This window comes from Pseudomonas sp. AC239 (assembly GCF_979258545.1).
The window spans coordinates 1,741,908-1,766,401 of record NZ_OZ409864.1 but is presented as its reverse complement, the minus strand read 5'-3'; the positions used below and the strand labels follow the sequence as shown (position 1 = coordinate 1,766,401).

Annotated in this window: 23 protein-coding genes and 1 pseudogene; 6 read left to right on the top strand and 18 right to left on the bottom strand. The window is 59.8% G+C overall.

All coding sequences use genetic code 11. The features are described from left to right. The first annotated feature begins 5 nt into the window (after positions 1-5). Positions 6-2,570: a hypothetical protein gene (locus ACZ0AZ_RS08230; protein ID WP_463537180.1), complete on the top strand. Its 2,565-nt coding sequence runs from the start codon at positions 6-8 to the stop codon at positions 2,568-2,570. Positions 2,571-2,657: 87 nt separating this feature from the next. On the opposite strand, the gene ACZ0AZ_RS08225 is transcribed toward ACZ0AZ_RS08230, so the two are convergent. From ACZ0AZ_RS08225 to exbB, 6 genes are all read right to left on the bottom strand, one after another. Then, positions 2,658-4,058, bottom strand: coding sequence for an aminoacyl-tRNA deacylase and HDOD domain-containing protein (locus tag ACZ0AZ_RS08225; RefSeq protein WP_041476626.1), 1,401 nt, complete (start codon positions 4,056-4,058; stop codon positions 2,658-2,660). Positions 4,059-4,137: 79 nt separating this feature from the next. After that, positions 4,138-6,213 carry an ATP-dependent DNA helicase RecG gene (gene recG, locus ACZ0AZ_RS08220; RefSeq protein WP_041476627.1) on the bottom strand — a complete coding sequence of 692 codons (2,076 nt, stop codon included), beginning with the start codon at positions 6,211-6,213 and terminating at the stop codon, positions 4,138-4,140. Positions 6,214-6,222: 9 nt separating this feature from the next. Then, on the bottom strand, positions 6,223-7,152 hold the full coding sequence (locus ACZ0AZ_RS08215; RefSeq protein WP_024014805.1) for a hydrogen peroxide-inducible genes activator: 930 nt from the start codon (positions 7,150-7,152) through the stop codon (positions 6,223-6,225). A 263-nt stretch (positions 7,153-7,415) separates the two neighbouring features. Beyond that, positions 7,416-8,162, bottom strand: a complete 747-nt coding sequence (locus ACZ0AZ_RS08210) for a TonB family protein (protein ID WP_463537179.1) — start codon at positions 8,160-8,162, stop codon at positions 7,416-7,418. Next, a complete protein-coding gene (gene exbD / locus ACZ0AZ_RS08205) occupies positions 8,159-8,587 on the bottom strand; it encodes a TonB system transport protein ExbD (protein WP_016772535.1) in 429 nt (142 codons plus the stop codon). Before exbD ends, ACZ0AZ_RS08210 begins: the two co-directional genes overlap by 4 nt. A gap of 6 nt (positions 8,588-8,593) precedes the next feature. Next, positions 8,594-9,547 carry a tonB-system energizer ExbB gene (gene exbB / locus ACZ0AZ_RS08200; protein WP_039757360.1) on the bottom strand — a complete coding sequence of 318 codons (954 nt, stop codon included), beginning with the start codon at positions 9,545-9,547 and terminating at the stop codon, positions 8,594-8,596. Between the two features lie 188 nt (positions 9,548-9,735). Between exbB and ACZ0AZ_RS08195 the strand changes: the two genes are divergently transcribed. Beyond that, positions 9,736-10,593: an SDR family oxidoreductase gene (locus ACZ0AZ_RS08195; protein ID WP_463537178.1), complete on the top strand. Its 858-nt coding sequence runs from the start codon at positions 9,736-9,738 to the stop codon at positions 10,591-10,593. Positions 10,594-10,731: 138 nt separating this feature from the next. On the opposite strand, the gene ACZ0AZ_RS08190 is transcribed toward ACZ0AZ_RS08195, so the two are convergent. The 6 genes from ACZ0AZ_RS08190 to ACZ0AZ_RS08165 all read right to left on the bottom strand — a co-directional run bounded on the left by ACZ0AZ_RS08190 (position 10,732) and on the right by ACZ0AZ_RS08165 (position 16,034). Continuing rightward, positions 10,732-11,472 carry a hypothetical protein gene (locus ACZ0AZ_RS08190; protein ID WP_039757362.1) on the bottom strand — a complete coding sequence of 247 codons (741 nt, stop codon included), beginning with the start codon at positions 11,470-11,472 and terminating at the stop codon, positions 10,732-10,734. Between the two features lie 65 nt (positions 11,473-11,537). After that, positions 11,538-11,918, bottom strand: coding sequence for a RidA family protein (locus tag ACZ0AZ_RS08185; RefSeq protein ID WP_014340863.1), 381 nt, complete (start codon positions 11,916-11,918; stop codon positions 11,538-11,540). A 24-nt stretch (positions 11,919-11,942) separates the two neighbouring features. Then, a complete protein-coding gene (spoT, locus tag ACZ0AZ_RS08180; RefSeq protein WP_007920338.1) occupies positions 11,943-14,048 on the bottom strand; it encodes a bifunctional GTP diphosphokinase/guanosine-3',5'-bis pyrophosphate 3'-pyrophosphohydrolase in 2,106 nt (701 codons plus the stop codon). Positions 14,049-14,105: 57 nt separating this feature from the next. Continuing rightward, positions 14,106-14,369 carry a DNA-directed RNA polymerase subunit omega gene (gene rpoZ / locus ACZ0AZ_RS08175; RefSeq protein WP_039757363.1) on the bottom strand — a complete coding sequence of 88 codons (264 nt, stop codon included), beginning with the start codon at positions 14,367-14,369 and terminating at the stop codon, positions 14,106-14,108. Between the two features lie 168 nt (positions 14,370-14,537). Next, positions 14,538-15,158 carry a guanylate kinase gene (gene gmk / locus ACZ0AZ_RS08170; protein WP_129997939.1) on the bottom strand — a complete coding sequence of 207 codons (621 nt, stop codon included), beginning with the start codon at positions 15,156-15,158 and terminating at the stop codon, positions 14,538-14,540. 12 nt (positions 15,159-15,170) lie between these two features. After that, positions 15,171-16,034: a YicC/YloC family endoribonuclease gene (locus ACZ0AZ_RS08165; protein WP_463537177.1), complete on the bottom strand. Its 864-nt coding sequence runs from the start codon at positions 16,032-16,034 to the stop codon at positions 15,171-15,173. A 267-nt stretch (positions 16,035-16,301) separates the two neighbouring features. Here ACZ0AZ_RS08165 and rph point away from each other — a divergent pair, with 267 nt between their 5' ends. The 3 genes from rph (at position 16,302) to gltS (ending at position 18,997) form a co-directional block, all read left to right on the top strand. Continuing rightward, entirely contained in the window at positions 16,302-17,024 is a 723-nt protein-coding gene (gene rph, locus ACZ0AZ_RS08160; protein WP_024014799.1) for a ribonuclease PH, read from the top strand. A 25-nt stretch (positions 17,025-17,049) separates the two neighbouring features. Further along, entirely contained in the window at positions 17,050-17,418 is a 369-nt protein-coding gene (locus ACZ0AZ_RS08155) for a DUF4870 domain-containing protein (protein WP_039757366.1), read from the top strand. A gap of 370 nt (positions 17,419-17,788) precedes the next feature. Then, complete coding sequence (gltS, locus tag ACZ0AZ_RS08150; protein ID WP_463537176.1) at positions 17,789-18,997, top strand: sodium/glutamate symporter; 1,209 nt, start codon at positions 17,789-17,791, stop codon at positions 18,995-18,997. 68 nt (positions 18,998-19,065) lie between these two features. Here the strand turns inward: gltS and ACZ0AZ_RS08145 are convergent, their stop codons facing one another. After that, a complete protein-coding gene (locus ACZ0AZ_RS08145; protein WP_016772543.1) occupies positions 19,066-19,845 on the bottom strand; it encodes an exodeoxyribonuclease III in 780 nt (259 codons plus the stop codon). 82 nt (positions 19,846-19,927) lie between these two features. Here ACZ0AZ_RS08145 and pyrE point away from each other — a divergent pair, with 82 nt between their 5' ends. Continuing rightward, positions 19,928-20,572 carry an orotate phosphoribosyltransferase gene (gene pyrE / locus ACZ0AZ_RS08140; RefSeq protein WP_027616815.1) on the top strand — a complete coding sequence of 215 codons (645 nt, stop codon included), beginning with the start codon at positions 19,928-19,930 and terminating at the stop codon, positions 20,570-20,572. Between the two features lie 138 nt (positions 20,573-20,710). Here the strand turns inward: pyrE and ACZ0AZ_RS08135 are convergent, their stop codons facing one another. From ACZ0AZ_RS08135 to ACZ0AZ_RS08115, 5 genes and pseudogenes are all read right to left on the bottom strand, one after another. After that, a complete protein-coding gene (locus ACZ0AZ_RS08135; RefSeq protein ID WP_039757368.1) occupies positions 20,711-21,094 on the bottom strand; it encodes a hypothetical protein in 384 nt (127 codons plus the stop codon). Next, complete coding sequence (locus ACZ0AZ_RS08130; RefSeq protein WP_039757369.1) at positions 21,081-21,653, bottom strand: hypothetical protein; 573 nt, start codon at positions 21,651-21,653, stop codon at positions 21,081-21,083. The genes ACZ0AZ_RS08135 and ACZ0AZ_RS08130 overlap by 14 nt, the downstream gene beginning before the upstream one ends. 18 nt (positions 21,654-21,671) lie before the next feature. Continuing rightward, complete coding sequence (locus tag ACZ0AZ_RS08125; RefSeq protein WP_039757370.1) at positions 21,672-21,902, bottom strand: hypothetical protein; 231 nt, start codon at positions 21,900-21,902, stop codon at positions 21,672-21,674. Positions 21,903-22,110: 208 nt separating this feature from the next. Further along, entirely contained in the window at positions 22,111-23,016 is a 906-nt protein-coding gene (gene argB, locus ACZ0AZ_RS08120; protein ID WP_016772548.1) for an acetylglutamate kinase, read from the bottom strand. 17 nt (positions 23,017-23,033) lie between these two features. Continuing rightward, a pseudogene (locus ACZ0AZ_RS08115) lies at positions 23,034-24,437 on the bottom strand (phosphomannomutase/phosphoglucomutase); the annotation flags it as partial. Between the last annotated feature and the right edge of the window lie 57 nt (positions 24,438-24,494).

Here is a 24,494-nt window from a genome sequence, read left to right as displayed (position 1 = left end):
AGAACATGACTCAGGCTCAGGACTTGACCACCCCAGGTACCCCCGATCCCTCTTTTGCCCTGAATGGTTTATTGACGTTGCCGATACCGGGCATCGCTAGCCATGAGGCTGCGGCCGTTTTGGCCCTTCCCGACGGGAAGTTGCTGGTCGCTCTTCCTCTGGAAGGAAATGATGCGCCGCTGGCAATCGCCCGATTGGCCGAAGACGGTACGCTCGACAAGTCCTTCGGAAGTCATGAGACGGGTTTCGTCGAGATATCTTTAAACGGCGCTAGCATCAGCACCGTGTTTGGGCTCGATGCGTTGCGGGACGGCGGCTGGCTGGTGCGCGTTCAATACTTCACACAGAAGGCCGTCGATGCCGGCCAAGCAATGATCCGCTTGAAAGGCGACGGTGAGCTGGACGATTCGTTCGGCGATAACGGGGTGAGTTTATTTTCTTTCTACAAGATCCCAAGCTCCACGCCTGCGTCGTCGGCAGGGGCGAAGTCAAGCCAAAAGTCCCCCGCTACAAATGCCTCTACCGGCTCTGCAGTTCAGCAGGCCGATGGCAAAATCGTCCTGCTCCATTTCCTGCTGATCGATGAGCCATGGCCATCGCCCGTCGTGATGCGTCTTTTGACAAACGGCTCGCTCGATCCATCATTTGACGGCGCGGGGTACGTCTTGGTGGATGTCGGTGCCACCTCGAGCACCGCCGGCGCTATCGCTGTTCAAGGCGATGGCAAAGTATTGGTTTGCGGCGTTTTTCAGAATGGTGAGACAGGCTCCGGAGTTTTTCTGGCACGTTTGGACGTAGCGGGGAAGCTGGATAAGGATTTCAACAATGGCCAGGCGAAGCTGATTTTCGACGAGGATGGCGAGAGCTCTTTGCACGCTGTTTCGGTGCGCGAAAGTGATGGCAGGATCGTTGCGGTGGGTGACGCCTGGCAAAAGAACGTCCATGGCGGGTTGGTGGTTGTGCTGACCGCCAGTGGAGCATCCAATCTTGTATTCAATAATGGCCAGCCTCTGTTTTCCCCGTTACTGCCAGACGGATTGACGTGGCGGCATACATCACAGCTCGACGGCTCGATCATTGCCGTTGGTGCCGGGGATTCAGCGGTAATGACCGCGCGCTTTCTCGCAGACGGCAAGCTGGACACGGCCTTCAACGGTATTGGCTATACGCTCTTCGATAACGCAGCGGGGCCAGTGTTTCCTCATGATCTGGCAATCATGGAGGACGGTCGGATAGTGGTGTCCATGACCCACACCAGCCTTTCTGACCCTTCCCGGGTGGATGGCTGGATCACTCGCTATCTAAGCGCAAACCTGACGAGTGGCACGCTGAATTTTGATCCGTCTTTTGGCGAAAACGGCATTGTCAGATTTCCGCTTGGAGAATTGTCTGAGTTTGACGTAAGAGCGGTATTGGCTCTGCCGGACAACAAGTTGCTGGTGGCTGTTCGTCGACGCAAGGATGGCCTGGAAACGCTGATCGCCCGGCTTCTGGAGGACGGCCAACTGGACCTCGGTTTTGGTGAAGAAAAGACCGGATTCGTCGAGATTTCACTCAAGGACGGTTTGTATATGCACTCGATGCTCGAGTTGACGCCGTTCCCGGATGGCGGTTGGCTCGTTCGTGCCGAGTACCAGAACAATGGGCCTGATGTTTCTGCCGGGCTGGTTGTCGTGAAACAAGACAAAGATGGACGGCTGGATCACAACTTTGCTGACCAGGGTGTGCGTTACATTCCTTATGCGCAGATGGGGAGCGCGGGTCATGGCAACAATGTCTTGCGGCAAGACGAGAAAATCCTGCTGGTCGGATCCGTCGAAGACGACAGTGGCCGTGTGAGCGGCATCGTCATGCGGCTCAATGCGGATGGCTCCGACGACACCACGTTCAATGGCAAGGGTTTCGCGCTTGTCGAGCTCGCTGGCATTGCACACCAACACAGTTCTGCGCAGCTGGTCGCGCATCAACCTGACGGCGCTGTGGTGGTTGGTGGCAGCTATAGCGGGCCATCTTCGGGCGCTTACGTCATTCGATTCGACGCTAACGGCAAGATCGACAGGTCATTCGGCGAGAGCGGTAACGGCGTCGTGATCATCTCTGGTGAGGATGAGATCCACCTGTCCGCCATTTCAATTGTGGATAGCAAGATTGTTCTTGCAGGGGCTGCCGTAAGGGACGGTGCCATGCGTGGAGTGATTGCGGTACTCACGTCCAAAGGCTCCTACAATCTCGTATTCAATAACGGTAAGCCGTTGTTCTCCGATTTCGTCCCGCAAGGTTTTAGATGGTTGCGCTGTGTAGCCCGACCTGACGGTTCAATCGTCGTCAGCGGCGATACCGTGATCGGAGTCACTGACGATGATCCGAGTGCGATCACGGCGAAGTTTTTGGCGGACGGAACACCAGACCTGTCATTCAACGGCACAGGGTTCAGCATCTTCGACGAGGCCGGGGTCCTGGAGGCTCTTCATGACATGACGGTATTGGCGGACGGCCGAATTGTAGTGGGAGGGTATTTCATTGGAAGCTTCCCGAACCCGCAGGGCTGGGTGATTCGGTACCGCGGTTGATTACGCCAATAATCAACAGTTGGCCGCAACGCACCCGCCCCCAAAGATCGCATCGATCTTTGGGGGCGGGCTTGCCCGCGAAGCTTTTCAGGCCTGGCTGAACTGCGAAGCCAGTTCACGCAGCAGCACTTCAGCCTCAAGCACTTTGCTGACGACATCGTTGGCTTTGTCACGGCTCAGGCCGACGCGTTCAAGCAGGGCATCCGGAATATCTTCATCCGGCCCGGAGCCAATCCCGCGGCTGCGTAGCAGGCGTACGGCCAGGCAGACGAGGTTCGGGTATTCGGCGTAGGCGCCGTCGTAGCTTGGGTCGTGCTGGAAGCGCAGGGCGGTGGCCAGCTCATCCGGCATGTCCCAGTAGCGCATCAGCCACGAGCCGATCTGTTCGCGGCTGATACCGAGCAGGTGTTGCTCGATGTAGCTGTGGCACAGGTGCGGGTTGACCTCCAGGTGGCGGCAGATCAGTGAGAAGTGCGGCGGGAACACGTGCGCCAGCAGCAGGTAGCCGAAGTTGTGCAGCAGACCGGCGAGGTAGGTCAGGCCGGCTTCCGGGCGCTGGGCGCGCGGCATGGCGCGGGTCAGGCCTTCGATGACGGCGGCGGTGTAGATCGACTGCTGCCAGTACGGTGTGGTGTGTTGCGGGTGGTCTTTCGGCAGGCTCAGGGTCTTGCCGAGGGCCAGGCCCAGCGCGAGGTTGATTACCAGATCAAAACCCAGCACGCGAACGATTGCGTCTTCCACCGAGCGAATCTTGCCCGGCGAGGCGTAATACGGCGACGCTGCCCAGCTCACCACTTGTGCCGCCAGTGCCGGATCGGTTTCAACCACGCCAGTGATGTCGTCGATGGTGGCGTTCGGATCAACGCGCAGCTTGATGATTTTTTGCGCGGTTTCGGCCAGCGGTGGAATCTCGATGGTCGCTTCCAGACGCTGCTGAATGCGCCGCGCGGTGAACGCCTGCACGGCCTGGGTGATTTCCTCGCGGTCATCGTCCGGGCGGTCGAGGTTCGGGCGGATGCTGCTCAGGGCTTCGCCGAAGTTGGCAGCGCTGGCTTTGGTCAGCATCGATTTGAAGTCTTCGCTGCTGATTTCCAGCAGCAGGCCCGGCTCGCCGGAGTTGATCAGCAACTTCGGCTCGCGCAGCAGGCTTTCTTCGTAGAGGCACGGCGAACTGGTCAGCGCCGGCAGGCCCGGCAGCAGGCTGAGATTGTGTTTGCCGAGCATCTTCTCCAGGCGCTCGGTGGACACGGCTGTGAGGCGGCGACCAGTGAGTTCGGCGAGGCGATTGAGATCCAGCAACTGGCTCTGTGGAAACAGCACCATCAACGCGCCCACGGCGTCGTCCAGCAGTACGGCCTGCACTTTGCGCGAGGCATTGAGGCCGTGGTGGTCGAGCACTTCTTCGTAGGCAACGCCCAGCTTGTTGAGCAGCAGCCGAATAACAGACGGAGCTTGCGGAGATTCGGGGACGAGAGCAGCTTCGGTCATGGTCTGTATCCGTTTTTGAAACAATGGCAGGAGTATAACCAGCTCTGTAGGAACGATCCTGCACAAACTGCGACGGTGCTCACACTTGGCCGTATTGCTGCCCATGCCGCAGCCAACGGTCGAGCAATGGGCTGACGTGAGTCGGCCACCGTTCCAGCAAGGCTTGCGCGGCGTCACGGACGGCGGGCAGCAGGTCGGCGTCGCGCATCAGGTCGGCGACCTTGAATTGCAGCAGGCCGGTCTGGCGGGTGCCGAGCATTTCCCCGGGACCGCGCAGTTCGAGGTCTTTCTCGGCAATGACGAAGCCGTCGTTGGTCTCGCGCATGATGCCCAGGCGCTGGCGGCCGATCTGCGACAGCGGCGGATGGTAAAGCAGCACGCAATGGCTGGCGGCACTGCCCCGCCCAACGCGGCCGCGCAACTGGTGCAGCTGTGCGAGGCCGAGGCGTTCAGGGTTTTCGATGATCATGAGGCTGGCGTTGGGTACGTCGACGCCGACTTCGATCACCGTGGTGGCGACCAGCAGTTGCAGGTTGCCGGCCTTGAACTCGGCCATCACCGCAGCTTTTTCAACCGGCTTCATGCGCCCATGGATCAGCCCGACTTTCAATTCGCCGAGGGCCGCGGTGAGGTCTTCGAAAGTGGTTTCGGCGGCCTGGCAGGTCAGCTCTTCGGATTCTTCAATCAAGGTGCAGACCCAATAGGCCTGACGCCCTTCGGCGCAAGCGCTGCGTACTCGTTCGATGACTTCGACGCGGCGGGTGTCAGTGACCAGCACAGTGTTGACCGGCGTTCGTCCAGGCGGTAATTCATCGAGGATCGAGGTGTCGAGGTCGGCGTAGGCGCTCATCGCCAGCGTGCGTGGAATCGGTGTGGCGGTCATGATCAGTTGATGCGGGCACATGCGCCCGCCGACGCCTTTCTGCCGCAGGGCCAGACGCTGCTGCACGCCGAAGCGGTGTTGTTCGTCGATGATCACCAGCGCGAGGTTCTTGAACTGCACTTCGTCCTGAAACAGCGCGTGAGTGCCGACCACCATCGGTGTGCCGCTGGCGATCTGTTCCAGCGCGGCGACGCGGTTCTTGCCTTTGAGCTTGCCGGCCAGCCACGCGACTTCAATGCCCAGCGGTTCGAGCCAGCGCTTGAAGGTGATGAAGTGCTGTTCGGCGAGAATCTCGGTCGGCGCCATCAGCGCGACCTGATAACCGGCCTCCAGCGCTTGCAGCGCAGCGAGGGCGGCGACCACGGTTTTACCCGCGCCCACGTCACCCTGAATCAGCCGCAGCATCGGTTCGTGCTGGCTGAGGTCGTAGGCGATTTCGTTGCCGACTCGCTGTTGCGCACCGGTCGGGTTGAAGCCGAGGTTTTTCAGGTATTTCGGTGGCAGTTTCGTGGCTTTCGGCATTGCCGGCGCGCGCAGTGAACGCATGCTTTCGCGCAGACGCTGTTGCGACAGTTGATGGGTGAGCAGTTCTTCGAACGCCAGGCGATGCTGCGCCCAGTGATGGCCGAGGGCGAGTTCGTCGACGTCGGCATCGGCGGGCGGGTTGTGCAGGTAGCGGATCGCATCGGCCAGCGGCGCCAGTTGATAGTCGCGGGCGAGTTCGGTCGGCAGCCAGTCGGGCAGGGTGCTCGGCTTGAGCAGCGTCAGGGTCTGCATGCACAACTGGCGCAGGCGCTGCTGGGTCAAGCCTTCGGTGAGCGGGTACACCGGGGTCAGGGTTTCATCCACTGGCGGCGGTTCATCGCCGGTGATCGCGCGGTATTCCGGGTGATAGATTTCCAGGCCTGAGGCGCCGGGTCGGGCTTCACCGTAGCAGCGAACCCGCGTGCCACGCTTGAGCCCTTCTTTCTGCGCGTTGCTGAAATGGTAGAAGCGCAGACTCAGTCCGCCCGTACCGTCCTGCAAGCGCACGACGAGGCTGCGACGCCGACCCATGACCACGTCGGCACCGCTGACGGTGCCTTCGACCACGGCGTCCTGCCCCGGCCGCAACGCACCGATCGGCACCACGCGGGTGCGGTCCTGATAACGCAGCGGCAGGTGGAACAGCACGTCCTGCAGATTCTCCAGACCGACCTTGGCCAGTTTCTCGGCCATGGCCTCGCCGACACCCTTGAGTGCCGTCACCGACACTTGCGACAGCTCCGTCATGACGCTCGCTTAACCGGCCGTAACCGGCGCGGCAGGCTTGGCTACCGAGCACAGGCGAATGGAGTCGGCAAGAATCTCGATGGCTTTTGGCCGTGGGAAGCTGGCGCGCCAGGCGATCGCCACGGTGCGGAACGGCACTGGCGCGGTCAATGGACGCACTTCGATCACGCCCGGGGCGTAGTGATGGCTGTCCACTGCCGACAGTGGCAGGATCGAAATACCCAGGCCGGACGCGACCATGTGGCGAATGGTTTCCAGCGAGCTGGACTCGACCGTGGTGTGCTTGGCGCCGTCGTTGCCTTTGGTCAGGGTCGGGCAGGCCTCGAGAACCTGATCGCGGAAGCAGTGGCCTTCACCGAGCAGCAGCAGGCTCTTGTCGTTGAGCAGGCCGGCGTCGATGGATTCTTTCTTGGTCCACGGATGCTGGGCCGGCATCAGGACGTAGAACGGCTCGTCGTACAGCGGCAGGGTCAGCACATCGGCTTCGTTGAACGGCAGGGCGATGATGATTGCATCGAGCTCGCCATTGCGCAGTTTGTCGCGAAGAACGTGGGTGAAGTTTTCTTCGATGTACAACGGCATCTGCGGGGCGACCCGGTGCAGTTGTGGAATCAGGTGCGGGAACAGGTACGGGCCGACGGTGTAGATGGCGCCGACTTTCAGCGGTGCGGTCAGCTGGTTCTTGCCTGCCTGTGCCAGTTCGCGAATGCCTTGGGCCTGTTCCAGCACCTTTTGCGCCTGGGCGACGATGCCCTCGCCGACCGGGGTCAGGCGCACGGCGCTTTTGCTGCGCTCGAAAATCAGCACACCGAGTTCGTCTTCAAGTTTCTTCACGCCCACCGACAGCGTCGGCTGACTGACGTGGCAACGCTCGGCGGCATGGCCGAAGTGCTGCTCTTGGGCGAGGGTAACGATGTAGCGTAATTCTGTGAGGGTCATAGCAAGCGTCCATGAAGATGCGCGCCAAGCATACCGGCTGCAATCGATAGACGCACGTTATCAGACTGCGGGCTGAGTGCGACACCGGGCGATGTCGGTTTGCCGCTGGCAGATATGCAAAAGGCACCTTTCGGTGCCTCTACCTGTTTACGCTGAACCCTGTGGGAGCGAGCCTGCTCGCGAAAGCGGTGGGTCAGGCAAAAAATGTGCTGACTGACACGACCTCTTCGCGAGCAGGCTCGCTCCCACAGGTTGCGGTGTATCTAACGGCGGCGTTCGAGCGAGTAAACAAACGGCGCAACAATTTCGATCGAGCCGTTGTTGAGCATGTCGGCCGGCGGCTTTGGCAGCGGTTGCGCGCGGCGGATCATGTCCAGGGTGGCCCGGTCCAGATCGGCGTTGCCCGAGCGGCCCACCAGTTCGAACGACAGCACATTACCTTCGCCATCAACCACGAAGCGCAGACGATTCAAACCTTCCTTGCCCCGTGCCTGAGCGCTTTGCGGGTACTTCTTGTACTTCTGCAAGTGCGCGAGCAGGGTGCCTTGCCAACTGGCCTTGGCCGCCAACTGAGCCGGCGACGGACCCGGCGCAGGCTGGGCGGATTTCTCCGTTGGCGCCTGAGTCGGTTGCGTATCGGCCGGTTTCTCCTCGGAAGGTTTTTCCTTCGGCGGCTCTGGCAGTTTTTTCTCGACCGGCTTCGGCGGTTTTGGCTTGGGCTTCGGCTTGGGTTTGGGTACCGCGATTTCCGCTTTCGGTGCTTCAGCCAGTTTCGGAATCGGCAATTCTTCCACCGGAGCCGGTGGCTGCGGCGGTGTGACGACTTTCGGCGGAGCCGGCGGTGGCGGGGCAGGCAATGGAGCCAGCTCGACCATCATTGCCTGCGGCGGCAATTCGATGGGCGGGCGGGCAGTCCAGTTCAGCGCCAGCGCGATGGCCAGCGCATGCACACCCAGCACCACGGCCAGGCTACCGCTGTAACGCGTCAGCTTATGGCGCGTCGTGATCATTTCTTGGCTGCCGTCTCGAGACCTACCAGACCGACCTTCAGGTAACCGGCGGCGCGCAGGCTGTCCATCACGCTCATCAGGTCGCCGTAATCCACGCCTTTGTCGGCCTGGAAGAAGATGGTGGTGTCTTTCTTGCCCTGGGTCTTGGCGTCGAGGGTGGCGCCGAGGGTTTCGGCTTTCACTTCGTCGTCACCGAGGAACAGGCGCTGGTCAGCTTTCACACTGAGGAACACCGGTTTCTCTGGCCGCGGCGCCGGTTTGGCGGTCGAGGCGGGCAGGTCGACTTTGATGTCCACAGTGGCCAGCGGCGCGGCCACCATGAAGATGATCAACAGCACCAGCATCACATCGATGAACGGCGTGACGTTGATTTCGTGGTTCTCGGCCAGATCGTCGTCTGCGCCTTCTTTCAAATGCAGGCCCATGGCCGATTACCCCACTTTAACCATGTGCGGCTGCGAGCTGCGCTCAGGCTGGTGGTCGAGATCGCGGCTGACCAGCAGCAGGACTTCTGCCGAGGCATCGGAGACCTGCGCCTTGTAACCGGCGATGGAGCGGGCGAAGACGTTGTAGATCACTACCGCTGGAATCGCCGCAACCAGACCCAGTGCAGTGGCCAGCAGCGCTTCAGCGATACCCGGCGCGACAACGGCAAGGTTGGTGGTCTGGGTTTTGGCGATGCCGATGAACGAGTTCATGATGCCCCACACGGTACCGAACAGACCGACGAACGGCGCGGTGGAACCGATGGTGGCGAGCACGCCGGTGCCGCTGCTCATGTTGCGACCGCAGGCCGCGACGAGGCGCTCGAGGCGGAAGCTGACGCGTTCCTTGATGCCTTCTTTCTCGCGGCTGTTGACCGACAGGCGCATCTCTTCGAGCGCGTCATGCACCAGCAGGTTGGCGAGGGTGCCTTCCTTGCCGGCCGTGGCGCTGGCTTCCTTGAGGGTGGTGGCTTTTTTCAGTGCGGCAATCTCGCCACGCAGACGACGCTTGGCGCCCATCAGCTCGAAGCCTTTGGCGATCCAGATGGTCCAGGTGATGATCGAAGCGATGGCCAGACCGATCATCACGATTTTCACGATGATGTCGGCGTTCTGGTACATACCCCACGGCGACAGGTCATGGGCCATGCCCAGGGAGTTATCGGCTTCGAGAACTTCAGGTGCCTCGGCGGCGTCGACAGCCTGCACCGGATCGGTGGCGGCCGGTGCAGCCGGAGCGGCAGCGGGTGCGCTCTGCTCGGTGGCGGCTGGGGTGGCTGGCGCTTGAGCGTCGGCGAAGGCGGCGGTCGGTGCCAGCATCAGGCTGAGCAACAGAGCCGCGACGGCGCTCCAGGCGCGAGGTCGAGTGGTTGGCGAAGCGGGAGTTTGATTACGTGTCATGCTGGCCGGACCTGAGATAGAAAAACGTTGTTGCTCTTCCAGGCCTCGTGAGGCCGAGAACAAAAGTGGCGTGCATTATTGCAAGTAATTCTTGTTAACAAAAGTAATAGAGTATCTTTTTTTCCTTCATTGCTAGCCGTTCGTCCTCTGCCAGCGCTAGTCTGTGCCTTTCCGATGGGAGTTTTCTGATGTCCGCGCCTTCTGTTTTGATTGCCGGTTGTGGTGATGTCGGCAGTCGTCTGGCCACGCAATTGCTGGCGGCTGGCTGGCAAGTCCATGGCCTGCGCCGCGACGTTTCCAAGTTGCCGAACGGCGTCATCGGCGTCGCTGGCGATCTGTTCAACGAAGAATGCCCGGCGGCCTGGCCGGTAGGCGCTGTCGATTATCTGGTGTATTGCGCGGCGGCCACCGACCACGACGAAGAGGGCTATCGCAAGGCCTACGTGCAAGGCTTGCAGAATGTTCTGAGTTGGCTGGGCGACTATGGACAGGTGCCCGAGCGGCTGATTTTTGTGTCGAGCAGCAGCGTGTATGGCCAGCAGGACGGAGCATGGGTCGATGAGACCTCCGAGACTGTCGCGGCCGGATATTCAGGTCGCTTGATGCTCGAAGCCGAGCAGGTCGCGCTCAATAGCGGCATCCCTGCCAGCGTGCTGCGCCTGACCGGGATTTACGGCCCGGGCCGCGAGTGGCTGTTGACCCAGGTGCGTCGTGGCTATCGCGTGGCAGTCGAGCCGCCGCTTTATGGCAACCGGATTCATGCCGATGATGCGGCCGGGTTGCTGGCATTCCTGCTGGAAAAAGACCGCGAGGGCGTGAAGCTGGAGCAGCTTTACATCGGTGTCGACGATGCGCCGGCGCCATTGGCCGAGGTGGTGGGCTGGTTGCGCGAATATCTGGGTGTGACTGAATGGGCGGAAGACGCCAGCGTGCGCCGCACCGGCAGCAAGCGTTGCAGCAATGCGCGGGCGAAAGCGTTGGGGTGGGTGCCGAAGTATTCGAGTTATCGCGAAGGCTATGCAGCGATCCTGGAAGGTAAGTGCTGACTTTCTGCCTTCACAAAACAACTGTAGGAGTGAGCCTGCTCGCGATACCGTTGTGTCAGTCGACATCAATGTGTCTGACATACCGCTATCGCGAGCAGGCTCACTCCTACATGGGTTCTATGTGAATTCAGAACCGGGTTACTGCTTTTCCAGCAACCACTTGCGCTCGCCCGCGGCAAACTGCGGTTGCTCATCCGCCAGCGCAGCATTCACTGCCTGCAGAATCTCCAGCTCTTTGCCCTTGCGCACAAAGATCCAGTTGTTGCCTTGACCGTTGAGTTGCAGCCACATGCTGTCGTTGCCATTGCTCATCGATGCGCAATCACCAGCCAGACACAAGGCATAACGATCAACGCCCGGCAGGCCGGTTACTTGGCCGTCGGCCTGAAACTGTACGGTGCCGCCTTCACCCTGTCCGCTGGCGATGGTCCAGTTGCCGCCCAGATACGCTGAATACAGCGCGCGTTCGAAGCTCGCACCGATTGGCGCGCCTTCGGGCACGGGGATCTGTGCGCGATCGAAGAGTTGTTCGGGTTCGTTGTCGCTGGCAGCTTGCCGCAGGCGTCCGCCATCGCGTTTCAGTTCGCTGGCGGAGCTGCCGTAGAAATCGACTTTCCAGGCGCCGGACTCTTCGCCCAGCAGCCGTCCTTCGACGTTCTCAAAACCGTTGGTGTAGCGGGCCTGACCGGCCTTGGTGTTGACGTCCCATTCCAGGTTCGGGCCGTAGGCCTGCAGCGCTTCACGCAGGGGACCGCCCTTGGCGGCGGCATCGATCGCCACCTGGTTGATCCAGGTGCCGCTGATGTCACGGTCGGCAGGGTCGCTGGCGCAGCCGCCGAGAAACAGGGCGAGCAGCGAGAGAGCTAGCGCTTTGCGCATGGTGGAATCCTTTCAAAACCTTTTCTTGCGGCAGTCGGCGCGGCGTGAAAGCCGCGCCGTGCGCATCACTCGATGACCAGAATGGCATCCATTTCAACCTGCGCACCCTTCGGCAGGGCGGCCACGCCAATGGCGGCGCGAGCAGGGTAAGGCTGGTCGAAATACTTGCCCATGATCTCGTTGACCTTGGCGAAGTGGCTCAGGTCGGTGAGGAAGATGTTCAGTTTGACGATGTCCTTGAACGAACCACCGGCGGCTTCGGCTACGGCTTTGAGGTTCTCGAAGACCTGGACGGTCTGGGCTTCGAAGCCCTCAACCAGTTCCATGGTTTTCGGGTCCAGCGGGATCTGGCCCGACATGTAAACAGTGTTGCCTGCCTTGATCGCCTGGGAGTAAGTGCCGATGGCGGCCGGGGCCTTGTCGCTGGTGATGACGGTTTTGGTCATGTAGGACTCCTTGTAATAGGCAGGTTATGCGCGCATGCGGGTGATGCGGATCACCCCGGTCAAGGCGCGCAGTTTCTTGATCACGCGGGCCAGGTGCACACGGTCGTGGACGCTGACCACCAACTGCACGACGCTGATGCGACCATCGCGTTCGTCCATGCTGATTTTCTCGATGTTGCCGTCGGCCGCGTTGACGCTGCTGGCCAGCAGGGCGATCAGGCCACGCTGGTGTTCCAGCTCGACGCGCAGCTCGACGTTGAATTCGCCGGTGACATCCTTGGCCCATGAGAGCTGGATGCACTTTTCCGGGTTGTGCCTGATTTCGCTGATGTTGCGGCAGTTGTCCAGGTGCACGACCATGCCTTTGCCCGCCGACAGGTGCCCGACGATCGGGTCGCCCGGGATCGGTGTGCAGCACTTGGCATAGCTGAGCACCAGGCCTTCGGTACCGCGAATCGCCAGCGGGCCTTCCGGGCTCGGCAGCTGCTCGCCTTCGCCAAGCAGACGGCGGGCGACCACGTAAGCCATGCGATTGCCCAGACCGATGTCTTCGAGCAAGTCTTCGATCAGTTCGAGGCGGTATTCGGTGAGCATCGCCTTGACCCGCTCGGCCGGAATCTTTTCCAGCGAGCTGTCGAAACCGTTGAGCACCTTGTTCAGCAGGCGTTCGCCAAGACTGATGGACTCGGAGCGGCGTTGTAGCTTCAGCGCATGACGAATGTGCGTGCGCGCCTTGCCGGTAACGACGAAGTTGAGCCACGCCGGATTTGGCCGTGCGCCGGGGGCGCTGACGATTTCGACCGTGGAGCCGCTTTGCAGCGGTTCGGACAGCGGCGCGAGACGACGGTTGATCCGGCAGGCGATGCAGCTGTTGCCGACGTCGGTGTGTACCGCGTAGGCAAAGTCGACCGCCGTGGAGCCTTTTGGCAGCTCCATGATCCGGCCTTTGGGCGTGAACACGTAGACCTCGTCCGGGAACAGGTCGATCTTCACACTCTCGATGAATTCCAGCGAGTTGCCGGCACGTTGCTGCATCTCCAGCACGCCTTTGACCCACTGGCGGGCGCGGGCGTGAGTGCCTTTCGGTTGCTCGTCACCGCTGGATTTGTACAGCCAATGGGCGGCGATGCCGTTATTGGCCATCTCTTCCATTTCGCGGGTACGGATCTGGATCTCGATCGGTACACCGTGCATGCCGAACAGCGTGGTGTGCAGCGACTGATATCCGTTGGCCTTGGGGATCGCGATGTAATCCTTGAAACGCCCTGGCAACGGTTTGTACAAATTATGCACAGCACCCAATACGCGGTAGCAGGTATCGACCTTGTCGACGATGATCCGGAACGCGTAAACGTCCATGATCTCGTTGAAGGCCCGACGCTTGCCGCGCATTTTCTTATAGATGCCGTAGAGGTGTTTCTGCCGACCGCTGACTTCGCCCTGGATGCCGTCGATGGCGAGGCAATGGCCGAGGGACTCTTCGATCTTGTTGACGATTTCCTTGCGGTTGCCCCGGGCGCGCTTGACCGCCTGGTAGATCCGCGCGGAACGCATCGGGTGCATGGCCTTGAAGCCGAGGTCTTCGAATTCGATGCGGATCGCGTGCATGCCCAGCCGGTTGGCAATGGGCGCGTAGATCTCGAGAGTTTCCTTGGCGATGCGCCGGCGTTTTTCGCCGGACAGCACTTCAAGCGTGCGCATGTTGTGCAGGCGGTCGGCGAGCTTGACCAGGATCACCCGGATGTCGCGCGCCATGGCCATGGCCATTTTCTGGAAGTTTTCCGCCTGGGCTTCGGCCTTGGTCTCGAAATTCATCTGGGTCAGTTTGCTGACCCCGTCGACCAGTTCGGCCACGGTTTCACCGAACTGCGCTTGCAGCGCTTCCTTGGCGATACCGGTGTCTTCGATCACGTCATGCAGCATCGCGGCCATCAGGCTCTGATGGTCCATGTGCATGTCGGCAAGAATATTGGCCACGGCAAGGGGATGCGTGACGTACGCCTCGCCACTGCGACGGCGTTGACCGTCATGGGCTTGTTCGGCGTAGAAATACGCTCGGCGGACCAGGTTGACCTGGTCGTTGCCGAGGTAGGTCGATAAGCGGTCGGCGAGGGCGTCTATGCTCGGCATGATGAATCCTGCCGAAAGCTGTGACCCCGCGCCGTGCTACGTCGACCAGGCATAGGCTTAGACGGCCTCGTTCGACTCGTCCTCGAACGCTGCGAACAGCGGTTCATCCTGGACGATTTCCTGCTCGGCGATGTACTCGTAGCTCATCACGCCTTCAGCAATTTCACGCAGCGCGACAACGGTCGGCTTGTCGTTTTCCCACTGAACCAGTGGCTCTTTGCCGCCGGTGGCCAGTTGACGGGCACGCTTGGTAGAGAGCATGACCAGCTCAAAGCGGTTTTCCACGTGTTCTAGGCAGTCTTCAACGGTTACGCGGGCCATGGTATTCCTCGGAGCGAATGCAATATGCGCGCTGCCCGGTTGGGCGAGCGGACTGAGCAGTTTAAAAAATCACCAGCGATTAGGGAAGCGCTGATTTTTTGACCAGGCCCTTCAACGCGCTGCAAGCACCAATGTAAAGCGCTTGCGGGCGTTTTGGGAAGTACTGATTCAACCGAGCAATTCAGCGAGCAACTTGCCGAAACGCACTTGCTGACGTTTCTGTTGCAACTGATTGGCGCGGAAAATTGCCTTGAGATCGTCCAGCGCGTGGGCGAAATCGTCATTGATGATCAGGTAGTCGTAATCGACGTAGTGGCTCATCTCGCTGACTGCTTCACGCATGCGGCCGTCGATGATTTCGTCGCTGTCCTGGCCGCGGTTGGTCAGGCGCTGGTGCAAGGCTTGCAGCGACGGCGGCAGGATGAAGATCGAGCGGGCCTGCGGCATCAGCTTGCGCACTTGCTCGGCGCCTTGCCAGTCGATTTCCAGAATCAGGTCGTGACCTTCGTCCAGTGTCTGCTGCAAGCGGCTTTGCGAGGTGCCGTAGAAGTTGCCGAAGACTTCGGCGCGCTCAAGAAAGTCGCCATGCTCGCCCATCTTCACGAACTCTTCGCGGCTCACGAAGTGGTAGTTCACGCCGTCCACTTCACCCGGGCGCATGGCGCGGGTGGTGTGCGAAACGGAAACGCGGATCTCCGGATCGGCGTCGGTCAACGCCTTGACCAGACTGCTCTTGCCCGCGCCCGACGGCGCAGAAATGATGTACAGGGTGCCGGTGTGTTGGGTCATGTCAGGGTAGCCTTACTCAATATTCTGCACTTGTTCGCGCATCTGCTCGATCAACACTTTGAGGTTGACGGCGGCCTGGGTGCTGCGCGGGTCGAAGGCTTTGGAGCCCAGTGTGTTGGCTTCGCGGTTGAGCTCCTGCATCAGGAAGTCCAGGCGCCGCCCGGCGGCACCACCGGACTTGAGCACCCGGCGAACTTCGATGATGTGGGTGCTCAGGCGATCCAGTTCTTCGGCCACGTCGCTTTTTTGCGCGAGGATGACCATTTCCTGTTCCAGGCGCTGCGGGTCGAGCTCGGCCTTCATGTCGGCGAAGCGATCGAGGACTTTCTGGCGCTGGGTGGCGAGCATCTGCGGGACCAGTTCACGCAGGGTCACGACGTCTTCTTCGATGGAAGTCAGGCGGTCGCTGATCAAGCGAGCCAGCTCGGCGCCTTCGCGCTCGCGGCCAGCCTTCAAATCCTTCAAGCCCTGATTGAACAGCGCCAGCGCTTCGGCGTTCAGCGCTTGCGGGTCGGACGCATCGGCGACCAGCACGCCGGGCCAGGCCAGCACTTCCAGTGGATTCAGCGCAGCCGGATTCTTGATCAGCCCGCCTACGGTTTCCGCAGCGGCAACCAGTTGCGCGGCGCGTTCGCGATCGACTTGCAGCGGCTTGCCGGTGCTTTCCTCGGTGAAGCGCAGCGTGCACTCCAGTTTGCCTCGCGACAGGCCCTGACGCAGCGCTTCACGCACGGCGCCTTCGAGGTCGCGAAACGATTCGGGCAAGCGCAGGTGCGGTTCCAGATAGCGGCTGTTGACCGAGCGCAGTTCCCAGCTCAGGGTGCCCTGAACGCCGGCTTTCTCGACGCGGGCGAAGGCGGTCATGCTGTGCACCATGGCGGTGACCTCGCAATGCAGATCGGCGCGAAACGCTGTTTCGCAGGCGCGATTTCAATGAATTTAAGCCGACTGGCAGCAAAGGCGCAGGATTGTAGCGCAGTGCGGCGAATGCGCCCAAACACACGGTGTGACAAAGCGCTAAAGCCCGTCGGTTATGCGCGTTTGAGGGCTTCGGTCGTCGGCCGGCGGTTTTAACCAGTGCCCACTCGCGGTGCCGCGCTCTATAATGCTCGGCAGTTTTCCGTCCTCAGTACAGGTATCCCTATGAAACGTCCAAGTGGTCGCGCTGCCGATCAGCTCCGCTCGATCCGCATCACCCGCAACTACACCAAACACGCCGAGGGATCCGTACTGGTCGAATTCGGTGATACCAAAGTCATCTGCACCGTCAGCGTCGAGAATGGCGTACCGCGCTTCCTCAAAGGCCAGGGCCAAGGCTGGCTGACTGCCGAATACGGCATGCTGCCGCGCGCCACCGGCGAGCGTAACCAGCGTGAAGCCAGCCGTGGCAAGCAGGGCGGTCGTACGCTGGAAATCCAGCGTCTGATCGGCCGCTCCCTGCGCGCAGCGCTGGACATGTCCAAACTTGGCGACGTGACCCTGTACGTCGATTGCGACGTGATCCAGGCCGATGGCGGCACCCGCACCGCGTCCATCACCGGCGCCATGGTTGCGCTGGTCGATGCACTGAAAGTGATCAAGAAGCGCGGCGGCCTGAAAGGCGGTGACCCGCTCAAGCAGATGATCGGCGCGGTCTCGGTGGGCATGTACCAGGGCGAGCCGGTGCTGGATCTGGACTATCTTGAAGATTCCGCAGCCGAAACCGACCTGAACGTGGTGATGACCAGCACCGGCGGTTTCATCGAAGTGCAGGGCACCGCTGAAGGTGCGCCGTTCCAGCCTGACGAGCTCAATGCCATGCTGGAGCTGGCCAAGCAGGGTATGAACGAAATCTTCGAATTGCAGAAGGCCGCACTGGCCGACTGAGGTTCTTGACCACAAGGAGAGCGTGATGAGTGAAGAGCAAGAATTGCTGCCCAAGCCGAGCCAGGAGGTTCGCCAGTGGGCGATGTTCTGTCACTTGTCCGCCTTGCTGGGGATCTGGATTCCGTTCGGCAATCTGATCGGGCCGCTGATCCTTTGGCAGATGAAGCGCGAGAAAGACCCTTTCATCGATGCGCAGGGCAAAGAGGCGCTGAATTTTCAGATCACGGTGGCGATAGCCTCAATGATCTGCTTCTTGCTCATGCTGCTGATCATCGGTTTCTTCCTGTTTGGTTTGCTGGCGATCGCCGCACTGGTCCTGACGATCATTGCAGGGGTCAAAGCCAACGAAGGTTTCCCGTACAGATATCCGTTCACTTGGCGACTGATCAAGTGAAAGTTTGTTGTATCGCAATATGAAAATGCCCCGACTTATCGGGGTATTTTTATTTGTGCAACTTAATAATTGGTTTTTGTTGTAGGACTAGTCTGTTAGCGATGTGCGGTTTGGCATTTATTTGCTGATATTTCTCTATTACATCTTTGGTCACAACTAAGTGGGCAAGTGTATATCCCTGTCCTTGTTATTCGCGCGAGCTGGTTGTTAAAGTTGCCCGATGCAATGTTTCGATTGAAACATTTCGATATGTTCAAGGCATCGATGGCACTTGAATTCCCCAGTAATCAGTGTTGAGAAAATCAGCCGGTTCACTAGTCGGGCTCAGGTAAATGCTCGCCTCGTGAATACTTAGCCAAGAATAATCCACATGATTGAGCTCGATTTCTACGGCACGCTCGTGGCCGCTTCTTTAGTACTACTGCTCGGGCGCGGACTTGTTGCGCGTGTTGGCTTTCTGCGAAGTTACAATATTCCTGAACCGGTAGCGGGCGGCCTGGTGGTTGCCATGCTCCTGTTGATATTGCGTACTTTCGATATTGAAGTCCGCTTCGATACATCATTGCAAACACCCTTGATGTTGGCTTTCTTTGCCACGATTGGCTTGAGTGCCGACCTTGCCAGTCTGAAAAAGGGCGGCCGCATAGTCGGTATCTTCCTGCTGGCGGTCATTGGCTTGCTCGTGGTGCAGAACGCCATGGGCATCGGATTGGCGACCCTGCTCGGTCTCGATCCTTTGATGGGCTTGCTGACGGGTTCGATCACATTGGCCGGCGGCCACGGTACTGGCGCCGCATGGGGCGCGGTATTCAGCGAGAAATATGGCCTGGCCTCGGCTTCGGAGCTGGCGCTGGCCTCAGCGACGTTCGGTCTGGTGCTCGGTGGGCTGATCGGTGGGCCCGTCGCCCGGTTGCTGATCAAGCGCGTGCAAGTGCCGGGCTGCACACCCCAGCAAGCGCCGCGACTGCCAAGAGGTTTTGAACAGCCGAACAAGGAACGTTCGATCACGCCGTTTTCGTTCGTCGAGACGCTGGCGCTGATTGCCGTCAGCCTGCTCGCTGGCAATCTCTTGAATGGCTTGCTGCATGGCACTGCGTTCGAACTGCCGACGTTTGTTTGCGTGCTGTTTGTGGGTGTGGTGTTGCGCAACAGTCTGTCAGCGCTTGGCTTGTATCAGGTATTCGAGCGTGAAGTGTCTGTGCTCGGCAATGTCAGCCTCTCGCTGTTTCTGGCAATCGCGCTGATGTCGCTGAAGTTGTGGGATCTGGCGGCGCTGGCATTGCCGATTTTCATCATTCTGGCCGTGCAGGCGCTGGTCATGGCGCTGTTCGCGATTTTCGTGACGTTCCGGGTGATGGGCAGCAACTACGATGCCGCAGTGCTGGCTGCGGGACATTGCGGCTTCGGTCTGGGCGCCACGCCGACGGCCATCGCCAACATGCAAGCAGTGACGCAGCGCTATGGCCCTTCGCAAATCGCGTTTCTGATAGTGCCGATGGTAGGAGCGTTCTTCATCGATATCGTCAACGTCATCGTGATCAAGTTGTACCTGACCTTGCCATTCTTCGCTGCGGTCTAGGAAGCACAGCTCATAAAAAATGCCCGCATCTCACGATGCGGGCATTATCTTTGGCTGCGATACGACGCTTAGATGGTCAGCGTCCAGTCGTAGTCGACGATCAACGGCGCGTGCTGTGAAAACCGTGGCTGACGCGGCAGGCGCGCACTGCGCACCGAGCGACGCAGGCCCGGGGTCAGGATCTGATAATCGAAACGCCAGCCCAGATTTAGCATCTCGGCCTGTTCGTTATCCGGCCACCAGCTGTACTGATCGCCTTCGCGACTGACTTCGCGCAGCGCGTCGACATAGCCCATGTTGCCGACAATCTCATCCATCCAGGCGCGTTCCGGCGCCAGGAAGCCTGGAGATTGCTGGCTGTCGCGCCAGTTCTTGATGTCGAGTTTCTGCTGCGCAACGTACAGCGAGCCACAATAAATGTACTCGCGACGTTTGCGTCGCTGTTTGTCCAGGTACTTGCCGAAATCGTCCATGAGCTTGAACTTCTGGTTCAAGTCCTCATCGCCGTTCATCCCCGAAGGAAACAGCAAGGTGGCAATACTGACTTTGTCGAAATCTGCTTGCAGGTAGCGCCCGTAGCGGTCGGCCGTCTCGAAACCGAGACCGCTGATGACAGCCTTCGGTTGCAACCGCGAGTACAAAGCCACGCCGCCTTGGGCAGGGACTTCAGCATCGCAGGCATAAAGGAAGTAGCCATCCAGTTGGAAGGCTGGGTCATCCAGTTCAAAGGCGGAGGCACGGGTGTCCTGCAGGCAGATGACGTCGGCATTCTGGGCTTGCAGCCAACTGAGCAAACCGCGCTCGACTGCCGCCTGAATACCATTGACGTTCACACTGATGATCCGCATAAATGGCCCCAAAAATCGCGTGCGTGTATGATACACGGCGTCAAGCTAATTAGCTAAATCCGTGGTATTTGGGGTTTTTTTCATGCAAGCGTATCAGCGCGATTTCATTCGTTTTGCCATCGATCGCGGCGTTTTGCGCTTCGGTGAGTTCACCCTGAAGTCCGGGCGCACCAGTCCCTACTTCTTCAACGCCGGCTTGTTCAACTCGGGTTCGGCCCTGGCGCAGCTGGGGCGTTTCTACGCGGCTGCCATCGCCGAGAGCGGCATTTCTTTCGACGTTCTGTTTGGCCCGGCTTATAAAGGCATTCCGCTGGCGGCCACGACCGCCGTTGCGCTGGCCGAGCATCACGACCGTGACCTGCCATGGTGCTTCAACCGCAAGGAAGCCAAGGCCCACGGCGAGGGCGGCAGCCTGGTTGGCGCACCGCTGACTGGCGAAGTCTTGATCATCGACGACGTAATCACCGCCGGCACCGCGATTCGCGAAGTGATGCAGATCATCGCTTCCCAGGACGGCGCCAAGGCCGCCGGTGTGCTGATCGCATTGAACCGTCAGGAGCGTGGCAACGGCGAACTGTCGGCGATCCAGGAAGTCGAGCGCGACTTCGGTATTCCGGTGATCAGCATCGTCTCGCTGAATCAGGTGCTGGAGTTCCTCGCCGATGATCCGCAGCTCAAGCAGCATCTGCCAGCCGTGGAAGCGTATCGCGCCCAATTTGGCGTTTGACCAATGTGGGAGCGAGCCTGCTCGCGAATGGCCGTCACCTATCAGCGGTGAGGCAAATTACGCTTTCGCGAGCAGGCTCGCTCCCACAGTAAAAAGACCCGGTTCAGTCAGGCTGAACCGGGTCTTTTTTGTTGGCGATCAACGCAGACTTCGCCATTTCATGAGCAGCCTCAGCGCCAATCCGATATTGACCAGCGCAAACACCAGCAGCGCAACTACCACCATGACGTACAGCGTGCGATCCACATCGAAATCCCACAGATCCAGCGTGCTGCTGCGCACGATTCCGACTGCCGCCGGCAAGTTAACGTAAAACAGCGCCACAAAAGCACACGTCAACGGCAATGCTCGCCAGTAGACAGTGGCCAGAATCCTGTCTCGACTACGTTTTCGAGCCTGCGAACCCTTTTGATATTCATCCTCAGCCAACGCTTCGTTGAGCGCTGGCCACGCCAGATTGAACATGAACGTGGTCAGGGTCAGCAGCAAGCCACTGACCGCGACAATGTCACTGAACGGCATTCAGCCCCAGCGTTGCGCAGAGCAATGCGTGGGAATCTTCGCTGATTTCGAACTGTCCGGCGCTGCCCTTGCGTTTGGTGATGGGTTTGAAGGTCGGCTCGTTTTGGGTAATGAGCATGTTCAGTTCGTCGCGAATCACGTCCGAGCTGATCACCACCAGATACACATTTTGCGCATGTTCGGCGGACTCGATCACCGCGCGCATACTGTGCTGCAAGATGTCGTCGAGTTGGTTGCGAAAGCGCGAAACGGTGTTCTTCAGCAGGGTTTTGCTTTGGCTCTGGGTCAGTTGAAAGATCGTCGATATCTGCGATTCGGTCGGCAGGGTTTGCCCGAAGTAACTCTGTATCAGATACAGCAGGCGATCCTGTTTGGCTTCATCAGCCCGGCTGGGCATGCCGCCCTCGACCAGCATTTTCAGGTACTCGGTCAGGCTGGCCTTGGCGATGCGCTCCAGCGCATGGGCGATTTCAGCGTCGCCGATGCGCAAGGTCTTTTTCACCGGTTCCTTCTGTTCCTGCTCGAAAGCGTCGGCGTCGATCGTGAACGAGATCTGCATGGCTCAGGCGCTCCGGGATTATTTTTTGCTGGCGGCTGGTGTTTCGGATTTCTCCGGGTACGGATCCTGTGGCGCGTCACCTTGGCCGGTGAGGGTTTTCCAGCCGTTCAGGACATGCGCCGATTTGCGAAACTGCGGGCAGGGCGGCATTGAAGTCTTGGCTTGATTGGAATAACGATGGCCGCAGTCCACGCATTCGTAGGTGCCTGCTGAAACATCGCTGCCGTAAGGAACGTAATCTTTCTGCATGAGTGAATCTCCGTTGGATGAGAGGAAGATCCTATGGAGATTTGTTCTGGAGGGATGTCGGACGTTTCGCTGTGTCGAGTCAGGCTTTTCCTGCGCGCACAAAAAAGATCGCAGCCTTCGTCAGTTCCTACAAAAGCGGATTCTCGCGTGTGCGAAATCCCTGTAGGAGCTGTTGAAGGCTGCGATCTTTTGCTTCAGCGATTGGCGATCAAGGACGCTTGCGATTACTGATCAGCGTGCCCACACCGGTATCGGTGAAGATTTCCAGCAGGATCGCATTCGGCACACGACCATCGATGATCAACGAACTGCCAACCCCACCTTGAACCGCTTCCAGTGCACAACGGATCTTCGGCAGCATGCCGCCGTAGATCGTGCCGTCAGCGATCAGATCGTCGACCTGCTGCGTGCTCAGGCCGGTCAGCACGGTGCCCGACTTGTCCATCAGGCCGGCAATGTTGGTCAGCAGCATCAGCTTTTCAGCTTTCAGTGCTTCGGCAACCTTACCCGCCACCAGGTCGGCATTGATGTTGTACGACTCGCCGTTCTCACCCACGCCAATCGGCGCGATGACCGGGATGAAGTTGCCTTTGACCAGCAGGTTCAGCAGTTCGGTGTTGATGCCGACGACTTCGCCGACGTGGCCGATGTCGATGATTTCCGGCTGAGTCATCTCCGGGGTCTGACGGGAGACGGTGAGCTTCTTCGCCCGGATCAGCCCGGCATCTTTACCGGTCAGGCCGATGGCGCTGCCGCCATGGCGGTTGATCAGGTTGACGATGCTCTTGTTGACCTGACCGCCGAGAACCATTTCCACCACGTCCATGGTCGCGGCGTCGGTGACGCGCATGCCGTCGACGAAATGGCTTTCGATCGACAGGCGCTTGAGCAGATCACCGATCTGCGGGCCGCCACCGTGCACGACTACCGGGTTGATGCCCACGGCTTTCATCAGCACGATGTCGCGGGCGAAGCCGGTTTTCAGCTCCTCGCTTTCCATCGCGTTGCCGCCGTATTTGATCACCAGGGTCTTGCCGACGTAGCGTCGGATGTAAGGCAGCGCTTCGGACAGGACCTTGGCAGTGTTGGCGGCGGCTTCGCGTTCGAGGGTCATTCAGGGCTCCGGGTGGATCAGAACGGTAGTTGGAGATCAGGTGCAACGCGTTTCAGTTGGGCGTGGAACACATCCTTGATGCGCTGCAATTCAGCCTCGTCATCGGCCTCGAAGCGCAGCACCAGCACCGGTGTGGTGTTGGATGCGCGCACCAGGCCCCAGCCTTTGGCGTAATCGACCCGCACGCCGTCGATGGTGGTCAGGTCGGCGCCTTCGCCCCACTGAGCATCGTGCAGTGCATCAATGATGCTGAATTTGCTCTCTTCGGTCACATGGATATTGATTTCCGGCGTGGAAATATCGTTCGGGAAGGTCGCAAACAGCTCTTCCGCAGTGGATTTTTCCTTGCTGAGGATCTCCAGCAGACGTGCGGCGCTGTAGATGCCGTCGTCGAAACCGAACCAGCGCTCCTTGAAGAAGATGTGCCCGCTCATTTCGCCGGCCAACAGCGCGCCGGATTGCTTCATTTTCTTTTTGATCAACGAGTGACCGGTCTTCCACATTAGCGGCCGACCGCCGTATTCCTTGATCAGCGGCACCAAACGGCGAGTGCATTTAACGTCGAAGATGATTTCCGCGTCCGGGTTACGCGCCACTACGTCGCGAGCGAACAGCATCAGCAGACGATCCGGGTAGACGATACTGCCGGTGTTGGTCACCACGCCGACGCGGTCACCGTCGCCGTCGAAGGCCAGGCCGATATCGGCGTTGGTCTCTTTGACTTTGGCAATGAGGTCTACGAGGTTTTCCGGTTTGCCCGGATCCGGGTGATGGTTCGGGAAGTTGCCGTCGACTTCGCAGAACAGCGGGATGACTTCGCAGTTCAGCGCTTCGATCAGTCGCGGGGCGATCACGCCGGCCGCGCCGTTGCCGCAGTCGACCACGACTTTCAGGCGACGAGCGAGTTTGATGTCCTGGACGATTTCGGTGTTGTAGCGGTCGAGGATTTCGACCTGAGTGACGCTGCCCTGGCCGCTGCTCAGGTCATTGTTCTTGATGCGCTCGTGGAGCACCTGAATCTGCTCGTTGGCGAGGGTGTCGCCGGCGATGACGATTTTGAAACCGTTGTAGTTCGACGGATTGTGGCTACCGGTGAGCATCACCCCGGACTTGCCCGCCAGCACGTTGGCGGCGTAATACAGCGCTGGCGTTGGCACCAGACCGACATCGCTGACGTGGCAACCGCTCTCGGCGATGCCGCGAATGAGTTCCGCGACCAGCTCCGGGCCGGACAGGCGACCGTCGCGACCGACCGACACATTCGGTTCGCCCTGGGCCAGGCTCTGCGAGCCGATGGCACGGCCGATCCAGTAGGCGGTTTCACCGTTGAGGTATTCCGGCACGGTGCCACGAATGTCGTAGGCGCGGAAAATGCTGTCAGGCAGCTTCGGGGCGATCTTGGCGGGGGTGCTCATCTGTGGACATGCTCCATCTCGAAAAGGGCGGGACAGACCGGCGAAATCTTCGACGGCAGGCTC

Bases quoted from the DNA above. Each gene is read 5' to 3' on its own strand.
- ACZ0AZ_RS08230 (WP_463537180.1), top strand. From the start codon at position 6: ATGACTCAGGCTCAGGACTTGACCACCCCAGGTACCCCCGATCCCTCT.
- ACZ0AZ_RS08225 (WP_041476626.1), bottom strand. From the start codon at position 4,058: ATGACCGAAGCTGCTCTCGTCCCCGAATCTCCGCAAGCTCCGTCTGTT.
- recG (WP_041476627.1), bottom strand. From the start codon at position 6,213: ATGACGGAGCTGTCGCAAGTGTCGGTGACGGCACTCAAGGGTGTCGGC.
- ACZ0AZ_RS08215 (WP_024014805.1), bottom strand. From the start codon at position 7,152: ATGACCCTCACAGAATTACGCTACATCGTTACCCTCGCCCAAGAGCAG.
- ACZ0AZ_RS08210 (WP_463537179.1), bottom strand. From the start codon at position 8,162: ATGATCACGACGCGCCATAAGCTGACGCGTTACAGCGGTAGCCTGGCC.
- exbD (WP_016772535.1), bottom strand. From the start codon at position 8,587: ATGGGCCTGCATTTGAAAGAAGGCGCAGACGACGATCTGGCCGAGAAC.
- exbB (WP_039757360.1), bottom strand. From the start codon at position 9,547: ATGACACGTAATCAAACTCCCGCTTCGCCAACCACTCGACCTCGCGCC.
- ACZ0AZ_RS08195 (WP_463537178.1), top strand. From the start codon at position 9,736: ATGTCCGCGCCTTCTGTTTTGATTGCCGGTTGTGGTGATGTCGGCAGT.
- ACZ0AZ_RS08190 (WP_039757362.1), bottom strand. From the start codon at position 11,472: ATGCGCAAAGCGCTAGCTCTCTCGCTGCTCGCCCTGTTTCTCGGCGGC.
- ACZ0AZ_RS08185 (WP_014340863.1), bottom strand. From the start codon at position 11,918: ATGACCAAAACCGTCATCACCAGCGACAAGGCCCCGGCCGCCATCGGC.
- spoT (WP_007920338.1), bottom strand. From the start codon at position 14,048: ATGCCGAGCATAGACGCCCTCGCCGACCGCTTATCGACCTACCTCGGC.
- rpoZ (WP_039757363.1), bottom strand. From the start codon at position 14,369: ATGGCCCGCGTAACCGTTGAAGACTGCCTAGAACACGTGGAAAACCGC.
- gmk (WP_129997939.1), bottom strand. From the start codon at position 15,158: ATGACCCAACACACCGGCACCCTGTACATCATTTCTGCGCCGTCGGGC.
- ACZ0AZ_RS08165 (WP_463537177.1), bottom strand. From the start codon at position 16,034: ATGGTGCACAGCATGACCGCCTTCGCCCGCGTCGAGAAAGCCGGCGTT.
- rph (WP_024014799.1), top strand. From the start codon at position 16,302: ATGAAACGTCCAAGTGGTCGCGCTGCCGATCAGCTCCGCTCGATCCGC.
- ACZ0AZ_RS08155 (WP_039757366.1), top strand. From the start codon at position 17,050: ATGAGTGAAGAGCAAGAATTGCTGCCCAAGCCGAGCCAGGAGGTTCGC.
- gltS (WP_463537176.1), top strand. From the start codon at position 17,789: ATGATTGAGCTCGATTTCTACGGCACGCTCGTGGCCGCTTCTTTAGTA.
- ACZ0AZ_RS08145 (WP_016772543.1), bottom strand. From the start codon at position 19,845: ATGCGGATCATCAGTGTGAACGTCAATGGTATTCAGGCGGCAGTCGAG.
- pyrE (WP_027616815.1), top strand. From the start codon at position 19,928: ATGCAAGCGTATCAGCGCGATTTCATTCGTTTTGCCATCGATCGCGGC.
- ACZ0AZ_RS08135 (WP_039757368.1), bottom strand. From the start codon at position 21,094: ATGCCGTTCAGTGACATTGTCGCGGTCAGTGGCTTGCTGCTGACCCTG.
- ACZ0AZ_RS08130 (WP_039757369.1), bottom strand. From the start codon at position 21,653: ATGCAGATCTCGTTCACGATCGACGCCGACGCTTTCGAGCAGGAACAG.
- ACZ0AZ_RS08125 (WP_039757370.1), bottom strand. From the start codon at position 21,902: ATGCAGAAAGATTACGTTCCTTACGGCAGCGATGTTTCAGCAGGCACC.
- argB (WP_016772548.1), bottom strand. From the start codon at position 23,016: ATGACCCTCGAACGCGAAGCCGCCGCCAACACTGCCAAGGTCCTGTCC.